Raw genomic sequence first — 19,396 nt, 5'->3', positions numbered from 1 at the left:
ATTGGCACATGCGCAGCGTCTTCGGAGCCACGGCCCTGACCCGGGCCCTGAACCTTCGGAGATGCTGCCCATGGCCTCGCCTGTCCCTCCCGACACCCACAACGTGCCCGTCAAGGAGCGCGACGAGTCGCTCGAGCTGCAGCCGTTCCTGGACGAAATCCAGGGCGACGCGGTGATGCACACGCAGGGCCTGGAGGCCCGGGAGGCCGCCAGCGCGGTGTTCTGCTCGCTCGCCCGGCGGCTGTCGGATGGCGAGGACGTGAAGCTCTTCCGCGCGCTGCCCGGCGGCATTGGCGCCATCCTGGGTGCCTGCTCGGTGCACCGGGGGCCCTCGCGCGCGAAGCGCATTGGCCGCGATGAGTTCATCACCGACGTGGCCGACCACCTGAACATCAAGCCGGACCAGGCCTTCCGCGTCGTCACCGCGGTGTTCACCGCCGTGCGCGACCGCATCCCCGAGCAGGAGGTCGCCGCCGTGGCGTCACAGCTGCCCGCGGACCTGGGCGACCTCTTCCGCAGACCTGTCTGACCGTCGGACAGGTTTCACGCGCGCAGGCGCGAGGCGAGCAGCTTCCAGTACGACACGGGGAAGAGGCGAGCCAGCAGCCCCAGCGCCACGGCGTCCATGCCGACGAGGATCCGCTGCTCGCGGTTCTCGACACCCTTCACGATGGTTTCGCCCGCGACCTCGGCCGGCAGGCGCAGCATCTTCTGGAACGACTTGCGCCGGCGCGTGACCTCCTCGGCCGTCGCATTGGAGGGAACCCGGGCGCTCGCGGCGATGGACGTCGCGACGCCGCCCGGGTGCACCACCGTGACGCCCACGGTCGTGCCCTCCATCTCGTGCCGCAGCCCTTCCGAGAAGCCGCGGACGGCGAACTTGCTCGCCGCGTAGGCCACCTGTCCCGGCGGCGCCACCAGGCCGAAGACGCTGGAGAGGTTCACCAGCCGCGCGTCGTCGCTCTTGCGCAAGAGGGGGAGGAAGGCGCGGCTCAGGCGCACCACGCCCCAGAAGTTGATGCCGAACAGCCACTCGAAGTCCTCGGCGCTCACCTGTTCGAAGGTGCCGCCAAGCGCGACGCCCGCGTTGTTGAAGAGCAGGTCGACTCCGGGATGCTCCGCCGTCACCCGCGCCGGAAAGGCCTCCACCGCCTCCTTGTCGGACACGTCCAGCCGGTGCCGACTGATGCGCACCTCCGGCGCTCGCGCGAGCTCCGCCGTCTCGGCAAGCCCGGCCTCGTTCACGTCCGCCAGCGCGAGGTTGCAGCCCCTGCGCGCCAGTGACACCGAGATGGCGCGGCCGATGCCGCTCGCCGCGCCGGTGACGACCGCCGTCCTGCCCTGAAGCCGCATGCGCTCAGCCACGTGCCACCTCCGCGCTGCCCTCCGGAAGAAGGCCCTGCCGCGAATCGGCGCTCCCGGACCGACGGAACTCCATGGCGTCGTCGTCCACCGGGCCGTAGCGCATCATCATCAGGTCCCGCACATAGTTCTGGTACAGGCGCCACGGGGCGCGCGTGCCCTGGCGCGGCAGCGAGTCCAGGGCGCGCTGCACGTACCCGGAGCTGAAGTCGAGCACCGGCTCCGGCGTCATGCCCGGGCCGCGCACGCGGGGCACGCATTGCGTGTAGCCGTGCTGCTTCATGTGGTTGAGCAGCCGGCAGGAGTACTCCGCCACCAGGTCGCACTTCAGCGTCCACGACGCGTTGGTGTACCCGAAGGCCGCGACGAGGTTGGGGACGTCGCTGAACATCATCCCCTTGTACGCCAGGGTCCGCGACACCTGGACGGGCTCGCCGTCCACGGCCAGCGCGATGCCGCTCAATATCTTCACGTTCAGCCCCGTGGCGGTGACGACGAGGTCCGCGTCCAGGTGCCTCCCCGAGCGCAGCTGGAGGCCCGTCTCCGTGAAGGACTCGATGTGGTCCGTCACCACGGAGGCGTGTCCCTCGCGGATGGCGCGGAAGAGGTCTCCATCCGGCGCGACGCACAGCCGCTCGTCCCACGGGTTGTAGCGGGGCGCGAAGTGCGTATCGACGTCGAACGTCTTTCCCAGCGCGCGCCGCACGCCCAGGCGCAAGAGCCACTTCATGAGGCCCGGCCGGCTGCGCGCGAGGTTGTAGAGGAACATGCCGCGCAGCACGTTCTTCCAGCGCGCGACCGCGTACGCCGCGCCCCGGGGCAGCACGTGCCCCAGCGCCCGGGCGACGCTGTCCTGGGCCGGCTGATCCGCGATGTATGTGGGCGAGCGCTGCAGCATGGTGACGTGCGCGGCGCGGCCGGCCATCGCGGGGACCAGCGTCACCGCTGTCGCTCCACTGCCGATGACGACCACGCGCTTGCCGCTGTAGTCCAGGTCCTCGGGCCAGTGCTGCGGGTGCACGATGCGGCCCCCGAAGCGCTCCGTGCCGGGCCACGTGGGCGTGTAGCCGCTCGCGTAGTCGTAGTAGCCGGTGCAGGTGTAGAGGAAGCCGCACGTCATGCGGACCGGCACGCGCTCCGGGCCCACCTCGGCGTCCACGGTCCAGCGCGCGTGTTCGGAGGACCACTCGGCCCGCGTCACCCGGTGGTGGTAGCGGATCCGCTGGTCGATGCCGTACTCCGCCGCGGTCTCCTCGATGTACGCCTTGATGGACGGCCCATCCGCGATGGCCTTGCCGCCATGCCACGGCCGGAACCGGTACCCCAGCGTGTACATGTCCGAGTCCGAGCGGACGCCCGGGTAGCGGAACAAGTCCCACGTGCCCCCCATGGCCGCGCGCCCCTCCAGGATGGCGTAGCTCAGGGTGGGGCAGCGCGTCTGCAGGTGGTACGCGGCGCCGATGCCCGACAGGCCCGCGCCGATGATCAACACATCCACGTGCGAGGGCGGCTCGGCGGAGGGCAGGGGCATCACGGGACTCCTCGTGGTACAGGAAGGTACCCAGCCTATGAGACTGTTGATGAGAGGTAGCAGCGACATCTGGTACGGTCAAGTACCAGCAGCGGGAGCCGCATGACGTCCCCGACCGAACAGGCAGGCGAAGCGCCCCGGGAGCGGCTTGTCGCGGGCCTGGCGAAGGCCATCCTCGAGGTGGGCTACGCCCGGCTGACGATCGCGGACATCGTGCGGCACGCTCGCGTGTCGAAGCGCACGTTCTACGAGCACTTCGAGGACAAGGACGCGTGCCTGCTGGCGCTCTACGAAGCGCAGAGCGCGCGGCTCCTGGCGGAGATCCAGGCGGCCATCCAGCACGCGCCTCCCGGAGAGATGCGGGCCAGCATCGGCGCGGCGGTCTACCTCGCGAGCCTCCAGAGCCGGCCGGGGCTCGTGCGGACGCTGCTCGTGGAGATATTGCACGTGGGCCCGAAGGGCTTCGAGCTGCGCCGCCAGGTGATGCGCAGCTTCGCGGAGCTGATGCGGCGGGAGTTCGAGGCGGCGGGCACCGGGGACACGCTGTCGCCCGCGCTGGCCATGGCGCTCGTCGGCGGCATCAACGAGCTCATCCTGGAAGCGGTGGAGGAGGACCGCGTGGACCGGCTCTCGGAGCTGGCCGGCCCGGTCGCGGCGTTCGTGCGGGGGCTGTTGGAGGCGCGGGCCCCGGCGAAGTGAGCGGTGCTCAGTCCATGTGTTCCAGGGGGATGCCCCGGGGCACGGCCCAGGCGTGGCTCCGCTCTTCGTAGACGGAGATGGACGGCGCGGGGAAGGACGGGTCCATGAGGGTGCCCACGGTGATGGCCACGAGGTCCGGGTCGTTCGGGGATTCGTAGTAGACCGTCGAGCCGCACTCCGGACAGAAGTGGAAGGTGGTGGAGTTGCCGCTCTCGTCGCCCTTGCGGATGAACTTCGTGGAGCGTCCCTCGATGGCGGTGATGTCCGCGCGCCGGAAGCGGGCCTGCACGCCGTACACGCTGCCGGTCCGCTGCTGACAGGCGAAGCAGTGGCACATGGAGACCCGGACGGGGTCTCCCTTGCACTCCACACGCAGCTGACCGCAGGTGCACGACGCTCGACGCTGGGACACGGCAGTCCTCCTGGAAGGGGAGGGCAGCGTGCCACCCAAGGCAAGCCCTGTCGTTCAGTTCCCGAGCGCTGTGTTGATCAACGGCTTCAGGTCGTTCTCCAGGTCCACCGAGAACGCCACCACGCCGCCGGTGGTGTCACTGCCCGCCAGCTGCATGCCCAGGATGGCGTAGTAGTTCGCGTTCCGGTCCAGCCACGGCGTCCAGCCGAACGCGCCCGGCGAGCTGATGCTGTCGCACCCCGTGGCGGGCGTCGTGCACTCCAGCCACGCGGTGAGCCCATAGCGGTACGGATAGCCCAGCTCCTGGTAGGGCGAGTTGCCCACCACGACGGACGGGTAGGGCTCACGCGTCTGGAGCGCGAAGAGCGCCAGCGTGCCCTTCTCCAGCCCCGCGTAGCGGCCCCGGTGGTACACGAGCGCCAGCAGCTTCGCGTACTCGTTCATCGACGCGCGCAGCCCTCCCGCGACGAGCGGGTTGGTGGTGCCCAGCTGCTGCGTCGGCGCCGTGTAGTAGGTCACCCCGGACGGCAGGCCTAGCGGCGTGGCCAGCGTCTGCGCGAAGAGCGTGTTCCACGTCTTGCCCGTGACGACCTCCGCCATGCGCGCCGCCACCTGGAGGTGCGTGCTGCCGTAGTCGAAGCGCGTGCCCGGGGGCGCCTTCAGCGGCACGGTGGCGATCTGCGCCACGCACTCCGCCAGCGTGATGCCCACCCGCGTGGTGCAGGGGTTCGACGGCTCCATGCCGGAGGTGAAGGACAGCAGGTGGCGCAGCGTGATGTTCGCCTTGTCGCCCGTCCACCCCAGGACCTGGCCCGTGGTGGAGTCCAGCGACAGCAGGCCCTGACGGATGACGTCGAAGAGGACGGTGCCCGACACCATCTTCGACGACGAAGCGATCGCCACGCGGGTGTCCGGCGTGAAGTCACCGACCATCTGCTCGTACACCTTGCGGTCCTGGGCGTCGTAGATGGCCAGTCCCATGCTCGTCACGCCAGCCGCCGCCGCGCGGGACGTCACCATCGCGCCCACCGCGTTCCACGCGGTGCCCGCGTCCAGCCCCTGGGACGTGACGGCGGGCGACACCTCCGCCTCTGGCGCAGGAGCACTGGCACCACCACAGGCCCACAACAGGAAACACATCCCCACGCCGCTGATCGTTGCCGCAAGTGTCTTCATGAAGACCTCCGCCCGCTTCAACCCGGAGTCTTCCGGATGGTTGCGGGGCGGCTCCGCGCCTCCGCATCCACCCCTGAGCGGGTCCGTCGCTCGGCCCCGCGCTCTCGCCCGCCCCGGACTTACATGTTAGCCGATAGGTTTTCATGCGACTTCATCCATGAGGCCCACGGCACGCACGACTCCGCACCGCGTCCCCTGCGCGGATGGCTTCGAGCTACATTCCAGGCCGCAAAGCCCGGAGGGCCCGGTCCGGGACGTGGTGCTGATAACGGGGACACAACTGCATGGACAACGCCTATGCGAGCAAAGCACACACGTACATTGACCGGCTGCCAAATCGCGTCAAGGCGACTACGTCATGAATTAAGATCTGGATTGGCGAAGTCTCTCCGGGGCGACATGTCGATTCGGAAGGGAGCCATAGGGATTTGGATATGAGCATTTCAAGTCATCAGCTTACGGATAATTATGCTAGCGGAATCACGGCTCTTTGCGATGGGAGGCTCGCCGAAGCAGTCTCTATTTTTTCCAAGGAGCCGTTATCCTCCTCATGCTTTACGCTGGCTCGTGGAAATCTTGGATTTGCACTGTTTCGGCTGGATCGATTTTTGGATGCTGAGGCGGAACTCACCAAAGTACTTAAGGACATAGATGCCCTTGGCTGCCCATACCCACCATCCATTGTGCAGTTCCATAGAAACCTCTTCGAATCTATAGCCAGTCAAGGTCGGTATTCTGAAGCGTTGCCTGGATTCAGTAGGATCGGCCATGTAGCAAGCGGTCTAATAGCTAGATATCCCGACTTGGCCTCAGAGATTGAAATTGAGCTGGCACATGCCCTCAATTCATGGGGCGGCGCCCTTATTCAGGCAGGGAATTTTGAGGGCGCCATTGAAACACTTCGTGCCGCGAGAGACATTTACTTTCGTCACCGAGACCGCAATCCTGTTGGCCGCGCTGAGTCGCTAACAAACTATGCATTAGCGCTGAAGACCGTTGGCCTGATGATAGATGCCAAGCTGGCGCTGCAAGAGGCGCTGGAGATTGCGACAAGCTCTGGTCATTCTGACCAGATTCGGCGGATTCAAGCAGCAGATGCTCAATTGGGAGATTCACTACGTGAGTGGGAGGACACTTATGCGTCGTTAATAGAATCCGCGAATTATGCGCTTCGGGAAGAGCGTTATGGCACCGCCTACTTGAGATTCTGCATTTGCGCAAAGCTTGCAGGAAGCAAGGGCGACTTTCGCGGCGGATTGAGAGCGCTCGAGATGGCGTTCGCCATTGAGCCAAGACTTGAGAGCCACGACCTTAATCCCGCGAGGGCTCGGACACTGAAGGCTCGATTGCTCGGAGGTGCAGGCTGGAGGTCTGGTGAAATAATCGGCATCCTCATTTCGGGTGCGTATCTTTGGCTCGCTCGGCTTAAACAGCCGCTATTGGCTGGCGATTTCGCGACGATCACAGCAGAGATGCACGACCATTTTCGCATGCTGGCTCGATTGCTTCTTGATGCAGGTCGCGTGGAGGAGGCCTTAACGGCTTTCGAGGCTGGACGCGCCCTTGCGCACAGTGTCGAGGTTGACCGAGGGATTTTCGACGGGGTGGTTGCTGCCAATCCTTTCTCGCCGGATGGGAAGGCGGTTTCAACTGAGATTCTGGAGCAGGCCCAAGCCTTGCTTTCGAAAAATGAAGTTTTCGTTGTTTTCGCCGCGCTTCCTCCGGATCTTGTTGTGTTTGTTGTTGGGGTCACGGGCGTCAACACTCATTCAACTCCTGTGGGTTCAGATTTCGCACAGCGCGAGCAGTTTATTGAGCAGCTTGGGCTGATTCCAATTCGTCTGCAGGAGCGCGTAGGAGAGCGCGCCTTGCCTCGACAGATAATCGAAATTGCAAGGGCGCTGACTGCCTCTGTCGGAAGTCGGATTGTTCGAGCTTTGATGCCGTATGCAGAGCTTCACAGTGTGCCATGGAGGGCAGTTCTGAGACACGTCGGCATCCCTTGGTCTCAACTTCGCTGTGGAGTCGAGTTCGGCATGCTGCTTCGAACGACCATGGTTAATTCCCAGGAGCCATTAGGTTGCATTGCTCTTGGATATGGCAGTACAGGCATACCTCCTGATGTCATCGACCTTGGCGACGAGGCTCGACAATTTGCTGACGCCTACGGTAAGCATGGCCTTTGCGTCGTTCCTTGCTCAGGGGGAGACGTTAAGCAGGCGCTGCTCTCCAAGTCGACAGTCCTCATTTCATGCCACGGAAGTGCGGGGACGGGCTTCGCCGAGGGACAGCTTGTGTTGTATTTGTCTGGAGGGGGCGAGATGGTAGACAGTGTAATCCCTGAGCAGGTTGCTGCGCCCGTTGTAATCCTTTCAGCCTGCGAGTCTGGAGTATATCGCACGGCATCAGGCGACTTCCCTGTTGGCGCCGCTGCGTCATTCATCCGGGCCGGCGCTCGGTATTGTGTTGGTGCTCGTTTTCGGCTTAATGCTCGCTTTTCAGCCAGTTTTTTTCGGCTATTGGCTCTTGAGCTTGCGCAGGGGGTGTCGATGGTTGATGCTTTTTCAAAAGCAAGCGAGGCCTGCGAGGAAATCGGTTTTGAACCTTGGCAGGATCTTGCTTGTGTGGAGCTTATGGGAGGACCTTAGCGTGACTGTGTTTTGATGGCTGGTCGACTCCCATGCTCACCACGCCCGTCGCCGGCGCGCGGGATGTCACCATCACGCTTACCGGGGGCTCCACGCGGCGCTCTCGTCCGGCGCCAGCCCCTGGGACGTGACGGCGGGCGACACCTCCGCCTCTGGCGCAGGAGCACTGGCGCCCCCACAGGCCCACAACAGGGAAACCACCGCCGCACCGCTGACTGCCCTCATCATTGCGTTCATGAACACCTCCGCGACCTTCAACCCGGAGTGTTCGAAATGGTTGCAGGGGCAGGGGGGGGCACCGCATGGCCGCGTCCTCCGGCTGATAGGCTGCGGCGCGGCGCTCACGGCCCGGAGAACGCAATGCCCTGGTGGAACCCCTTCCGGAAGACCGGCGCGCAGGACGCACGCGAGCCTGAGCCACGCGGGGCCGCTTCCACGTCGCAAGCGATATATGAACGATTGCTCAGGGACCGGATCGTCATGATCGGGACGCCCATCGATGACGAGGTGGCCAATATCGCCGTCGCGCAGCTGTTCTTCCTCGAGAATGAGAGTCCCACGCAAGAGATCCGCCTCTTCATCAACTCACCCGGCGGCTCGGTGCCGGCGACGTTCGCCATCTGCGACACGGTGGAGTACGTGAAGCCGGCGGTCGCCACCGTCTGCATCGGCGAGTGCTCCGGGACGGCAGCGCTTCTCCTGGCGCTGGGCGCGAAGGGCCAGCGGTTCGCCATGAAGGAGAGCCACTTCATGCTCACCCCCACGGTTGGCGGCATGAACACGAAGCCCGAGGCCGCGCCCATCATCGACCGGATGCACCGCGACTTCATCACGCGCCTGACGCGCGCCACCGGTCAGCCTGTGGAGCAGGTGCGGCAGGATTGCGAAGCGGAGCGGATCCTGAACGCTGAGGAGGCCGTGCGCTATGGCCTGGTGGATCAGCTCATGGAACGGCGGGAGGCCTGACGCCGGAGGGCGTGGTTTTTCCAACTTGCCCCGGATGTTTTCCCAGCCTAAGCAACCCGCGACGACCATGGCCCGAACAACGCCGCACCCGATTCGTTGCGCCGATGGCTTCGAGCTGCATGCCACGCTGCACAGCCCGGAGGGCCCGGTCCGCGGCGTGGTGCTGATGCATCCGGCCACCGCCATGTCCGCGAGCATGTACTTCGCGTTCGCCGCGCGGCTGACGGACGACGGCTTCGCCGTGGTGACCTACAACTACCGGGGCGTGCACCCGTCGGGCGTGGCGAAGCGGACGCGTGCCGGCTTCCTCACCTGGGCCGACCAGGACGTGGACGCCGTGACGCGCTGGGCGGCGGAGCACTTCCCGGGGCTGCCGCTGCTCGCCGTGGGGCACAGCTTCGGGGGCCACGCCATCGGGTTGAGCGCGAGCAGCCAGCGCCTCACCGCGGCGGTGATGGTGGCGACCCAGGCCGGGAGCCTGCGGTTCATCCGTTCCTTGCGGGAGCGGATGCTGGTCGCGATGTACCTGAAGTTCATCGGGCCGCTGTGCGCACGGTTCCTGGGCTACATGCCCTATGCGCGGCTGGGGATGGGCGAGGACGTGCCCGCGCAGGCGACGCTGGAGTGGAGCCGCTGGGCGTCGATGCCCCGCTTCTACTTCGACGACCCGCACGTGGACGCCGAGGCCCGCTTGCGCCGGCCCCACATGCCGGTGCTGTCCATCGGCCTGGATGACGACCCCTGGGCGCCGCCCGAGGCCATCGACCTGGTCTGCGAGCACCTCACCGGCTGCACCGTGGCGCGCCAGCAGTTCTCCCCCGCAGACAGCGCCGGCCAGGGCATCTGCCACCTGGGCTTCTTCCGCGAGCACCATGCCGCCACGCTCTGGCCCACGGTGATTGACTGGCTCCGCCGCCACGCCCCGGAGCGCGGCTGAGGGCTTGAGCGTCCCGCCGGTCCGTCGCGCGACACGGACCGGCGGAGGCTTCAGCAGCGGCTCAGTAGCGGAAGCCCACCTGGAGTGACAGACCGGGGTACTGGTCCACCGCGCCACCGGCGACGTAGGGGTCGCCCGGCTCCGGGTTGAACTTGAAGAAGTAGCGGCGCAGGTCCGCCTTCAGCCGCACGTCCAGGATGCGGTTGAGCCGGTACGCCAGCGTCGCGCTGCCCGTGACGGCGCCCGCGGACATGCGCGGGAACCACTCGTCCGAGGACAGCTCTCCGGAGTCCAGCGGGTGCTGGTAGCCCAGGCGGAAGTTGAAGTCGAACTTCTCCGACAGCGCCGCCCGCAGGCCCAGCCCCAGGCCCGCCGTCTTGTACTCCACGTTGGGCAGGTCCAACGGCCGCTCGCCGTCCACCGCGTCGATGCGGAACGTGTTCATTCCGTACGTGCCGGTGACTTCGAAGCCGTAGCGCTGGGCCTGGCCGAAGGGCATCACGTAGCGCAGGCCCGCCGTCCACTCGCGCGCCGTGGTGGGGTAGGAGACCGCGCCCGTGGAGCCCGTGGACTTCAGGCCGAAGGATTGATCAATCGAGCCGGTGAGGCCCAGCCGCGCCAGGGCTCCCTTCTGGAAGGGCGCGAGCGGATACACCGTCACGTCGCCCGAGAACTGGGGCGCGCCCGGCAGCGCGAGGCCGGCCACGTCCTTGCCCAGCGTGTACGGCCGCAGCACGCCGAACACGTCGTCCTTGTAGCGCAGCGACCGGCCGAAGAGCTTCAGGCCCAGCGCGCCCTCCACGAGCGGCGCGGAGCGCGACTCCTGCTGCGTGGAGACCGCGTCGTCGTGCTTCTCCGGCGCCTTGTCCTCCTTCTTGGGAGTCGCGGCCACCGGCTTGCGGATGGGCTCCGCATCCGGCGTCTTGGGCTCCGGAGCCTTGGCCGGCGGCGGCGTCTCCGCGATGGGCGTGGCGGGCTTCACCGGCTCCGGCTCCACCGGCGTAGGAGGCTGCGCGGGGGCCACCGGGGCGGCCTCCGGCGCGCGGGACTTCTGCAGGCCGCGCTCCAGCGCCGTCCACTGGCGCTTCACCGCGACGGGCACCAGCTTCGCCGTGGCGGGCTTCGCGGCGGCGGGGGAGGCCAGCGCCTTGCCGTCCCGGCCGTTGCGCACGGTGATGCGCACCTGCTGCTTCTTGCCCACGGTGGCCGTGTCCGCCACCAGCACCGCGCTCAGGCCCAGCTCGCTGGCCACGGCGGCGGCGCCGGCGGGCTGCTTGGGGTCCACGCCCAGGCGCGAGGCGGCGGAGCGCACCGCGGACTCGGGCACGACTTCGTAGCGGGCCGGACGGCGGGCCACCTCCGCCTCCAGCACGTCGCGCGCGGCGTCCGCGTGCGGACCGGAGGCGAGCACCGCCACGCGGCGCGCCTCCGTCACCTTCGCGGCCCTGGACTTCTTCGTCGCGGATTGCGCCGTGCGGGCGGACGCCTTCTTCGGCGCGGCGTCCGCGGCGGGAACGAGCAGGAGGGCCGCGCCCAGCAAGGCGGCGGCGGTGACATGACGGGTGCGGGTCATCACGGGCTCGGCTTTCCGGCGACGAGCCAGTCGGTGAGGCACGCGGTGTCCGCGGCGTTCAGCGACCCGCCCTGTGGCATCTGCGCGCCGCAGCCCGGCGACGGGGTGAGCTTCTTCAGGAAGAAGGACTGGGACGGGTTGGCGCTGTCCGCCAGCGGCTTCGAGGTGCACTGCGCGTTGGTGGTGTAGAGCCGGCCGGGGAGGCCGGCCGCCTGCAGGTCCAGGTTCGCGCCCGTGGCCTTGGTCTCCGTGGAGTGGCACGAGAAGCACTGCGCCTGGAGGATGCTCGAGGCGGTGGTGCCGGGAGCGCAGGAGCTGCCCCCGGTGAAGCGCTCGGGTTCATCAAGCCCGCCAGCACAGCCGGCGGTGGTGGCGAGGAGCGCGGCCGCGAACAGCGTGGCCAGCGGGGCGCGGTACGGACGACGGGCGGCGGATGGGTTCGCGAACAAGTCGAGCACGGGGGCAAGAGGGGGGAACGACAAGCCCCGCAGACTACCCGGCCCGCGCATGACTGTGCACCCCTCAACGGATCCGTTCGCACCGCGTGACACGCGCACCCTGTGGCCGCCTGCCCCCTCGACGGGTGGGCCGATGTCATACCCGACTACCGGCGCTTCTTGAGGAAGCGGGCGACGCTGACCTTCCCGAACCGGCCGCCGAACAGGTACCAGGTGAGCACCGCGCCGAAGAGGGCCGCCGCCAGCGCGATGCCGACGATGCCCAGCACCGGCGTGTTCCCGTACATGGGCGGCCGGGGCGCGAACGCGATGAAGGCGCCCACGATGAAGCCGCACGCGCACAGGCCCAGGAAGGCGATGACGGCCACGCTGCGCAGGTTCTCGTTGAGCTTGTCGAACTGCTCCGCGCGCACCGTGACGCTGAACTTGCCCGTCTCCAGGTCCAGCAGGATTTGCGACAGCTGCGTGGGCAGGTCCTGCGCCATGGACTGGAAGCGCAGCAGCGTGCGCATCAGGCCGCCCTGGAGCTGGGTGGGATCATACCGGCCCGCCATCAGCTCCTTCGCGTACGGCAGCGCGACCTCCAGGATGTTCAGCTCCGGGTAGAGCCCGCGCAGCATGCCCTCCGTGGAGATGGAGGCGCGCGAGAGCAGCGCGTACTCCTTGGGGATGCGGATGCGGTACTTCACCGCCAGGTCCAGCAGGTCGCGCAGGAGCGTGCGCGCGTCCACCTGGCCCAGCGTGGTGGGCAGGTGCTGGCCCAGGATGGACTCGATGTCGTTGCGGAAGCCCATCAGGTTGGCGCGCGCGTCCGGCACGCCCACCCGGTAGAGGATGCGCGCCACGGAGTCGCTGTCCTTGAGCGCCACCGCCAGGCACAGCATCACCAGCGTCTCCTGCATGGGGCGGGTGAGCCGGCCCACCACGCCGAAGTCCAGCAGCGCCAGCCGGTTGCCCTCCATCAGCAGCACGTTGCCGGGGTGCGGGTCTCCGTGGAAGAGCCCGTCGTCGAAGAGCTGGCGGAAGCTGGCCTCCAGGATGTGCTGGGCAATCTGCTTGCGGTCCGGCTCCGCCAGCGCGGCGGGGTTGATCTTCTCCCCGCGGATGAACTCCATGGTGAGCACGGTGCGGCTGGAGAGCGACGCGTGCACGCGCGGAATCTTGAGGTACGGGCGGTCCTTGTGGTTCTCCAGGAACGCGCGGATGTTGGTGGCCTCGTTGATGAAGTCCAGCTCCTCGTGGATGGCCCGGTCGAACTCGTCCACGATGCCGGAGGGCGTGTAGATGCCCGTCTCCTCCACCACGGCTTCCAGCAGGCGCGCCAGCGAGCGCAGCACGCCCAGGTCCGCGTCGATGCGCTGGGCGATGCCGGGGCGCTGCACCTTGATGACGACCTCCTCGCCCTCCAGCGTCACCGCGCGGTGCACCTGGGCGATGGACGCGGCCGCGAGCGGCTCCGGATCCACCTGGGCGAACAGCTCCTGCACCTCCTTGCCCAGCGCGTCGCGGATCTGCGCGTGGACGGCCTCCAGCGGGATGGCCTCCACGTTGTCCTGGAGCGTGGCCAGTTCGTCCACGAACTCCGCGGGCAGGAGGTCCGCGCGGGTGGAGAGCACCTGACCCAGCTTGATGAACGTGGGGCCCAGCTCCGCCAGGAAGAGGCGGAAGCGGCGCGCGGTGGACTCGCGGCGGGCCTCGTCGGAGACCTCCACCTTCTCCTTGCGCCCGCCGAGCAGGCGCCAGACTCCGGCGCGCTCGGTCACCTCGCCGAAGCCGTGGCGGGCGGCGATGAGGGCGATCTGCCGGATGCGGTTGAGGTCCTGGAGGTTCATGGCGGAGCCTGGAGGGCAGCCTGGGCCGGGCGGGCCACGTAGCGCAAGAGGACGTAGCCCACGACGGCGGAGACGAGCGAGCCCGTCAGGATGCCCAGCTTGGCCTCCGCCAGCAGGGCCGGCTGTCCGGCGAAGGCCAGCCCGCCCACGAAGAGGGCCACGGTGAAGCCGATGCCCGCCACCACCGCCACCCCGTGCAGCTGCGCGAGGCTGCCGCCCGCGGGCAGCGGGGACACGCCCGCCTTCACCGCCGCCCAGGTGAACAGGAAGATGCCCAGCTGCTTGCCCACGAAGAGGCCCACGATGATGCCCAGGGGCAGGGGCTTGAGCAGGTCCGAAGGCGACATGCCGGACACGTCCACGCCGGAGTTGGCCAGCGCGAACAGGGGCACGATGCCGTAGGCCACGTACCCGTGCCACAGGTGCACGAAGCGGTTGAGCGGTGGCTCGATGTCCTCCAGCGCCTCCTCGATGTGCAACAGCTGCGCGCCCCGCGCGCTCTCGTCGTCCGGCTGGGACACGAGCCCCTGGACGTACGCCGCCAGCTCCTCCAGCACCTCGCGCCCCGGACGGCTGGGGAGCGCGGGGATGGCCAGCCCCAGCACCACGCCGGACAGCGTCGCGTGGATGCCGCCGTGGTGCATGGCGTACCAGAGCGCCACGCCCACGACGGCGTAGATGAGGCCGTTGCGCACGTAGAAGCGGTTGAGGCCCCAGAGCACCGCGACCAGGCCCGCGCCCACCACGAGCCACTCCACGTGCAGGCCCGTCCCGTAGAAGAGCGCGATGACGAGGATGCCGCCGATGTCGTCGAAGATGGCGAGCGCGGTGAGGAACACGACCAGGCCGTGGCCCACGCGCGCCTTCACCAGCGTGAGGCAACCGATGGCGAACGCGATGTCCGTGGCCATGGGGATGGCCCAGCCGCCCTGCGCGGGCGTGCCGTGGGTGAAGGCGAAGTAGAGCCCCGCGGGCACCACCATGCCGCCCACCGCGGCGATGAGCGGCAGCAGGGCGCGGGAGAAGGTGCGCAGCTCGCCCGCGGACAGCTCGCGCTTGATCTCCATCCCCACGAGGAAGAAGAAGAGCGTCATCAGCCCGTCGTTGATGAGCTCGCGGAAGGTGAAGTGGCCGCCGTGGCCCACCACCTCCAGGCGCAGGGGCGCGTCGAACACGGCGTCGTAGGAGGCGCTCCAGGGGGAGTTGGCCCAGGCGAGCGCGGCCACCGCGCAGAGCGCCAGGAGGATGCCACTGCTGGCCTCCAGCCGGAAGAAGGCCTGCACGGGCGCGAGCGCCACCTTGAACAGGGCGGGGACGGGAGGACGGTTCGTTGTTGGAGAGGTCGCCATGTCGGCGGGCAGCCTGCCGGGGGGCAGGGGGCCTGGAAACCGTTTTCGGAAACGGGACCGCCGAAATGTCGGACGCCGATGGTAGGCATACGCGGCAGGTAGGGCATCCGGTTCGTTGATCCGGGGGTAAGGTCGTGAGAGAAGGCCGGGGATGGCGGTGACGCAGCAGACCAAGACAGGCAAGGCGGCGGCCGTGGTGCTGCCCGACGAGGACACGACCCCGGACGTCGGAACGGGTGAGGCGCCCGCGGGAGCGCGGGAGATCGCCTCCCTGACGCCGATGATGCGCCAGTACCTGGAGGTGAAGGCGCTCCATCCGGACACGGTGCTCTTCTTCCGGCTGGGTGACTTCTACGAGATGTTCTTCGAGGACGCGGTGAAGGCCTCGGAGCTCCTGCAGATCACCCTCACGGCCCGGGCCAAGGGCGCGGACAAGATCCCCATGTGCGGGGTGCCGTACCACTCCTCGCGCCGGTACATCGCGAAGCTGGTGGAGCACGGGCTCAAGGTCGCCATCTGCGAGCAGGTGACGGAGCCGGGCGCGGGGCCGGGCATCGTGCAGCGCGAAGTCACGCGGGTCATCACCCCCGGCATGGTGCTGGACGACGAGGTGCTGGAGCCGCAGGCCAGCAACTTCCTCGCGGCCGTGTGCTGGGGCGAGGCGGGCTTCGGCGCGGCGCTGCTGGAGGCGTCCACCGGCGAGTTCTACACCTTCGAGGCGCAGGGGCTGTCGGAGCTGGTGGAGGGCCTGTCGCGCGTGGAGCCGCGCGAATTGCTGGTGCCCGCGGGCATGCGCGAGGCGCCGGAGGTGGTGCAGGTGTGCCAGCGGCTGTCGCGCGTGCCGGCCGTGGCGGAGGGCGAGGGCGCGGCCTTCGAGCCCACCCGCGCGGCGGCCTTCCTGCGCTCGCACTTCAACGTGCAGTCGCTGTCCGCGTTCGGGCTGGACGGCTCGCCGCTGGCCACCGGGGCGGCCGGGGCGGCGCTGCGCTACCTCAAGGACACGCAGAAGACGCCCGCGGCGCACGTGGACCGGCTGTCGCGCCAGGAGCGCGCGGGCTGCCTGGTGATGGACGAGTCCTCGCGGGGCAACCTGGAGGTGCTCAAGAGCCTGCGCGACGGTGGGCGCAAGGGGTCGCTCCTGGGCGTGCTGGACAGGACGGCCACGGGCCTGGGCGCGCGGAAGCTGGCGCGCTGGCTGTCCGCGCCGCTGTGCTCGCTGCCGGAGATCGAAGCGCGGCTGGATGCCGTAGAGGAGCTGTCCGGCAAGAGCGTGTGGCGCGAGGAGCTGGTGGCCACGCTCAAGGAGGTGGGCGATCTGGAGCGGCTGTGCGGCCGGCTGTCGCTGGGCGCGGGCAACGCGCGGGACTTGCGTGCGCTGGGGCTGTCGCTGTCGCAGCTGCCCAGGCTGGGCGCGGCGCTTGCGCGGTGTGACTCGGCGCTCCTGAAGTCGCTCTCCGGGCCGCTGGGCGCGCTGCCGGAGCTGGCGGACCTGCTGATGCGCGCGGTGCTGGACGAGCCGCCGGTGATCATCCGAGAGGGCGGCTTCATCCGGCCGGGCTTCCACGCGGAGCTGGACGACCTGGTGGCGCTGTCCACGTCCGGCAAGGACTACCTGCTCAAGCTGGAGCAGCGGGAGAAGGACCGCACGGGCATCTCTTCGCTGAAGATCCGCTACAACAAGGTGTTTGGCTACTACCTGGAGGTGACGAAGGCGAACCTCCACGCGGTGCCCAAGGACTACATCCGCAAGCAGACCACGGTGGGCGCGGAGCGCTTCGTCACCGAGGAGCTGAAGGAGTACGAGGAGAAGGTCCTCACCGCGGAGGAGCGCCGCGTGGTGCTGGAGCTCCAGCTGTTCGAGGAGCTGCGCACGAAGGTCATCGCCGCGGCGCCGGGCATCCGCTCGGCGGCGGAGGCGGTGGCCACGGCGGACGCGCTGGTGTCCTTCGCGCGGTGCGCGGCGGAGTACGGCTACACGCGGCCGCAGGTGGACGCAGGGGAGGGGCTGACCATTACCGGCGGCCGGCACCCGGTGGTGGAGCGGATGCTGGGCTCGGGCGAGTCCTTCGTCCCCAACGACGTGCGGTTGGATCCGGAGGACGCGCAGCTGCTGGTCATCACCGGCCCGAACATGGCGGGCAAGAGCACGGTGATGCGGCAGGTGGCGCTGACGGCGCTGATGGCGCAGGCGGGCTCGTTCGTGCCGGCGAAGGCGGCGCGCATCGGCCTGTGCGACCGCATCTTCACGCGCGTGGGCGCGGCGGACAACCTGGCGCGCGGGCAGTCCACGTTCATGGTGGAGATGACGGAGACCAGCCACATCCTCCATCACGCCACGAGGAAGAGCCTGGTCATCCTGGATGAGATTGGCCGTGGCACGTCCACGTTCGACGGCCTCTCCATCGCGTGGGCGGTGGCGGAGCACATCCACGACAAGGTGGGCGCGCGGGCCCTCTTCGCCACGCACTACCACGAGCTGGTGGACCTGGCGCGCGAGCGGCCCCGGGTGAAGAACCTGTGCATCGCGGTGAAGGAGCAGGGCGGCAAGGTCATCTTCCTGCGCAAGCTGGTGCCCGGAGGGGCCAGCCGCTCCTACGGCATCGAGGTCGCGAAGCTCGCGGGCCTGCCGCCGGAGGTGGTGTCGCGCGCCCGCGAGCTGCTGCAGAACCTGGAGTCCGGTGAGCTGGACGACGCGGGCCGTCCCCGCGTGGCGGTGCGAACTCCGAAGCGCGCGGCGGTCGCGAACGCGGGGCAGCTGGGATTGTTCGCAGGCGCGCCGGCTCCGGCCGCCGTGGCCGCGCCGCCCGTGCCTCCCGCGCACGCGGAAGTCCTGGAGACGCTTCGCTCCGCGAGCATCGACCGGATGACCCCGCTGGACGCGCTCAACCTGCTGGCGAAGCTGAAGCAGGAGCTGGGCTCGTCCTGAGGAGTCCACACATGAGGCCCCGCTTCGCGTTGTGCAGCACGCGGCGGGAGCCCTCCAGGACATGAGGACGTGCGCCTGGCCGCGGCCCGGTAGGGTGCGCGCCCATGACAATGACGAACAATACGCCCTTCTGGCGGTGTCTTGCCGTCCTGGCCCTCGCGTTCCTCATGGCATGCGCCGAGGGAGCGATGACCACCACGGGGGGGGATCCGGAAGTGGGTTGGTCCCCAGGTGAACGTGCCCGGTGGCGGGCAGTTCCGCACCGTCATCTTCTACGGCCCCTGGCAGTGCAGCCCCAACATCATGAATTACTGCCGAGACAAGTGCGCCGGGGAGGGCTACGCACTTCAAGGCTGCATCTGGCTCGCGGACGTGAAGATGGACTTCGCGGGCAACACTGTTCGGGCCGGGAGCCGGTTCGGCATGGCGAACTGCTGCTGTAACTACCCGGCCTTGAGCAACGCCCAGACCGAAGCATCCCGGAGGAAGTGGAACAACATCCGCACGGGATTTCGGGAGCGATGGTCAGAGAAGTTCGGGGAGTGGCCCCGCGAGGCCAACGGGGACCCCTACCAGGGGCACCACATCCGCGACCTCAAGCATGGAGGCAACCCCACCGACTGGGACAACATCATCCCGTTCCCCAAGGACCTCCACGAAGACCTGCTGACGCCCTACAACCAGTGCTACGCGAACCAGCCCCCATGGACGAGTCCCGGTGGCAGCTATCCCTACGGAGAGTAGCCGCATGACGATGACGGCCTTGCTCAAGGAGGTTTCACGCCTCCACCACGCGCACCCTCCCGCGACGCCCGAGCAGATCGATGCGTTCGAGCAACGCATGGGGTGGCGCCTGGACGCGGACATGCGCGCGTTCTACCTGCATTGCGACGGCGCGGAGCTCTTCGGCCAGTGGAGCCCTGAGTATGGGAGGGTCATCGACCCGGCATTCCGCTTCTTTCCGCTGGCGATGATCCGGCGTGCGCGGGTGGTCATGCTCAAGGATGACTCCGACAAGGCTGGACCCGCGTCGTGGTACGCGGCATGCGAGGTCCGGGACAGCAATTACATCATCGTGGATGTGAGCGAGCAGCACGACGGCCGGTATCCCATCATCGACGGCTACCGCGAGGCATTCCCGGACCCGTATTACTGCCGCCGCATCTCGGGCTCTTTCGGGGAGTTCCTGGAGGGCGCGCTGAGGTCGAACGAACAGTGGTTCTGGCTTCGCGATGAGGAGTAGCCAGGGCGCAGCGCCAACCTCGCGCCGCACCTGGGTTTCTTCGCAGGCGCGGCGCTCGCCCTGAGGGACGGTGCGGCTGCACGCAATTGTTTCCGCCCTGGTTCGATAATGAGAACAGGACGGAAGCCAGGGGGCTGTTTCCACAACGGTGCTTCCGTCCGCTTGCCCCGGGGGAGGGCTGCGCATGAGCACCATTTCGAATGCAGGTTCGTCGTCTGGCGTGTCACAGGTGAACACGACGTGGGAGCCGGAGCCGTATGTTCCTGTCTCTTATACCCATCTCC

The 19,396-nt window shown here is 68.1% G+C and carries 17 protein-coding genes; 8 read left to right on the top strand and 9 right to left on the bottom strand.

Annotated elements, in window-relative coordinates:
* Positions 1-70: 70 nt before the first annotated feature.
* Positions 71-529: a DUF2267 domain-containing protein gene (locus D7W79_RS11855; RefSeq protein WP_120525484.1), complete on the top strand. Its 459-nt coding sequence runs from the start codon at positions 71-73 to the stop codon at positions 527-529.
* 14 nt (positions 530-543) lie between these two features.
* On the opposite strand, the gene D7W79_RS11850 is transcribed toward D7W79_RS11855, so the two are convergent.
* A complete protein-coding gene (locus D7W79_RS11850) occupies positions 544-1,365 on the bottom strand; it encodes an SDR family NAD(P)-dependent oxidoreductase (RefSeq protein WP_208729704.1) in 822 nt (273 codons plus the stop codon).
* Positions 1,358-2,893: a flavin-containing monooxygenase gene (locus tag D7W79_RS11845; protein WP_120525474.1), complete on the bottom strand. Its 1,536-nt coding sequence runs from the start codon at positions 2,891-2,893 to the stop codon at positions 1,358-1,360. The genes D7W79_RS11850 and D7W79_RS11845 overlap by 8 nt, the downstream gene beginning before the upstream one ends.
* 102 nt (positions 2,894-2,995) lie before the next feature.
* Between D7W79_RS11845 and D7W79_RS11840 the strand changes: the two genes are divergently transcribed.
* A complete protein-coding gene (locus D7W79_RS11840; protein WP_120525473.1) occupies positions 2,996-3,592 on the top strand; it encodes a TetR/AcrR family transcriptional regulator in 597 nt (198 codons plus the stop codon).
* A gap of 7 nt (positions 3,593-3,599) precedes the next feature.
* On the opposite strand, the gene D7W79_RS11835 is transcribed toward D7W79_RS11840, so the two are convergent.
* The 3 genes from D7W79_RS11835 to D7W79_RS44500 form a co-directional block, all read right to left on the bottom strand.
* Positions 3,600-4,004: a GFA family protein gene (locus D7W79_RS11835; RefSeq protein WP_120525472.1), complete on the bottom strand. Its 405-nt coding sequence runs from the start codon at positions 4,002-4,004 to the stop codon at positions 3,600-3,602.
* 54 nt (positions 4,005-4,058) lie between these two features.
* Positions 4,059-5,180 (bottom strand): serine hydrolase domain-containing protein, encoded by a 1,122-nt coding sequence (locus D7W79_RS11830; RefSeq protein WP_208729703.1) that lies wholly within the window; start codon positions 5,178-5,180, stop codon positions 4,059-4,061.
* A 548-nt stretch (positions 5,181-5,728) separates the two neighbouring features.
* Positions 5,729-5,950 carry a hypothetical protein gene (locus tag D7W79_RS44500; RefSeq protein ID WP_208729702.1) on the bottom strand — a complete coding sequence of 74 codons (222 nt, stop codon included), beginning with the start codon at positions 5,948-5,950 and terminating at the stop codon, positions 5,729-5,731.
* A 33-nt stretch (positions 5,951-5,983) separates the two neighbouring features.
* On the opposite strand from D7W79_RS44500, the gene D7W79_RS11825 reads away from it, so the two are divergent.
* From D7W79_RS11825 to D7W79_RS11815, 3 genes are all read left to right on the top strand, one after another.
* A complete protein-coding gene (locus tag D7W79_RS11825; RefSeq protein ID WP_208729701.1) occupies positions 5,984-7,828 on the top strand; it encodes a CHAT domain-containing protein in 1,845 nt (614 codons plus the stop codon).
* A 360-nt stretch (positions 7,829-8,188) separates the two neighbouring features.
* On the top strand, positions 8,189-8,794 hold the full coding sequence (locus D7W79_RS11820; RefSeq protein WP_120525471.1) for a ClpP family protease: 606 nt from the start codon (positions 8,189-8,191) through the stop codon (positions 8,792-8,794).
* A gap of 67 nt (positions 8,795-8,861) precedes the next feature.
* Positions 8,862-9,731 (top strand): alpha/beta hydrolase family protein, encoded by an 870-nt coding sequence (locus D7W79_RS11815; RefSeq protein ID WP_120525470.1) that lies wholly within the window; start codon positions 8,862-8,864, stop codon positions 9,729-9,731.
* Positions 9,732-9,792: 61 nt separating this feature from the next.
* On the opposite strand, the gene D7W79_RS11810 is transcribed toward D7W79_RS11815, so the two are convergent.
* The 4 genes from D7W79_RS11810 to nhaA form a co-directional block, all read right to left on the bottom strand.
* The gene (locus D7W79_RS11810; RefSeq protein WP_147441890.1) at positions 9,793-11,307 is read right to left on the bottom strand and encodes a TonB-dependent receptor; all 1,515 of its coding nucleotides are present in this window, start codon (positions 11,305-11,307) and stop codon (positions 9,793-9,795) included.
* Entirely contained in the window at positions 11,304-11,762 is a 459-nt protein-coding gene (locus D7W79_RS11805; RefSeq protein ID WP_120525468.1) for a hypothetical protein, read from the bottom strand. The genes D7W79_RS11810 and D7W79_RS11805 overlap by 4 nt, the downstream gene beginning before the upstream one ends.
* A 146-nt stretch (positions 11,763-11,908) precedes the next feature.
* Complete coding sequence (locus tag D7W79_RS11800) at positions 11,909-13,594, bottom strand: ABC1 kinase family protein (RefSeq protein WP_120525467.1); 1,686 nt, start codon at positions 13,592-13,594, stop codon at positions 11,909-11,911.
* Positions 13,591-14,943, bottom strand: a complete 1,353-nt coding sequence (gene nhaA / locus D7W79_RS11795) for a Na+/H+ antiporter NhaA (RefSeq protein WP_120525466.1) — start codon at positions 14,941-14,943, stop codon at positions 13,591-13,593. Before nhaA ends, D7W79_RS11800 begins: the two co-directional genes overlap by 4 nt.
* Positions 14,944-15,094: 151 nt before the next feature.
* Between nhaA and mutS the strand changes: the two genes are divergently transcribed.
* The 3 genes from mutS to D7W79_RS11780 all read left to right on the top strand — a co-directional run bounded on the left by mutS (position 15,095) and on the right by D7W79_RS11780 (position 19,112).
* Positions 15,095-17,869 (top strand): DNA mismatch repair protein MutS, encoded by a 2,775-nt coding sequence (mutS, locus tag D7W79_RS11790; RefSeq protein ID WP_120525465.1) that lies wholly within the window; start codon positions 15,095-15,097, stop codon positions 17,867-17,869.
* A 231-nt stretch (positions 17,870-18,100) separates the two neighbouring features.
* Complete coding sequence (locus D7W79_RS11785; protein WP_244221716.1) at positions 18,101-18,613, top strand: hypothetical protein; 513 nt, start codon at positions 18,101-18,103, stop codon at positions 18,611-18,613.
* Between the two features lie 4 nt (positions 18,614-18,617).
* On the top strand, positions 18,618-19,112 hold the full coding sequence (locus D7W79_RS11780; RefSeq protein ID WP_120525464.1) for an SMI1/KNR4 family protein: 495 nt from the start codon (positions 18,618-18,620) through the stop codon (positions 19,110-19,112).
* Positions 19,113-19,396 lie beyond the last annotated feature (284 nt).

It is taken from the genome of Corallococcus exercitus (assembly GCF_003611585.1).
GTDB lineage: Bacteria > Myxococcota > Myxococcia > Myxococcales > Myxococcaceae > Corallococcus > Corallococcus exercitus.
This window is presented reverse-complemented; position numbering and strand designations above follow the sequence as displayed.

Coding starts and splice junctions, on each gene's coding strand:
- D7W79_RS11780 (WP_120525464.1), top strand. CDS start 18,618: ATGACGATGACGGCCTTGCTCAAGGAGGTTTCACGCCTCCACCACGCG.
- D7W79_RS11855 (WP_120525484.1), top strand. CDS start 71: ATGGCCTCGCCTGTCCCTCCCGACACCCACAACGTGCCCGTCAAGGAG.
- D7W79_RS11820 (WP_120525471.1), top strand. CDS start 8,189: ATGCCCTGGTGGAACCCCTTCCGGAAGACCGGCGCGCAGGACGCACGC.
- D7W79_RS11800 (WP_120525467.1), bottom strand. CDS start 13,594: ATGAACCTCCAGGACCTCAACCGCATCCGGCAGATCGCCCTCATCGCC.
- D7W79_RS11830 (WP_208729703.1), bottom strand. CDS start 5,180: ATGAAGACACTTGCGGCAACGATCAGCGGCGTGGGGATGTGTTTCCTG.
- D7W79_RS11840 (WP_120525473.1), top strand. CDS start 2,996: ATGACGTCCCCGACCGAACAGGCAGGCGAAGCGCCCCGGGAGCGGCTT.
- mutS (WP_120525465.1), top strand. CDS start 15,095: ATGGCGGTGACGCAGCAGACCAAGACAGGCAAGGCGGCGGCCGTGGTG.
- D7W79_RS44500 (WP_208729702.1), bottom strand. CDS start 5,950: ATGGCCGATCCTACTGAATCCAGGCAACGCTTCAGAATACCGACCTTG.
- nhaA (WP_120525466.1), bottom strand. CDS start 14,943: ATGGCGACCTCTCCAACAACGAACCGTCCTCCCGTCCCCGCCCTGTTC.
- D7W79_RS11845 (WP_120525474.1), bottom strand. CDS start 2,893: ATGCCCCTGCCCTCCGCCGAGCCGCCCTCGCACGTGGATGTGTTGATC.
- D7W79_RS11815 (WP_120525470.1), top strand. CDS start 8,862: ATGGCCCGAACAACGCCGCACCCGATTCGTTGCGCCGATGGCTTCGAG.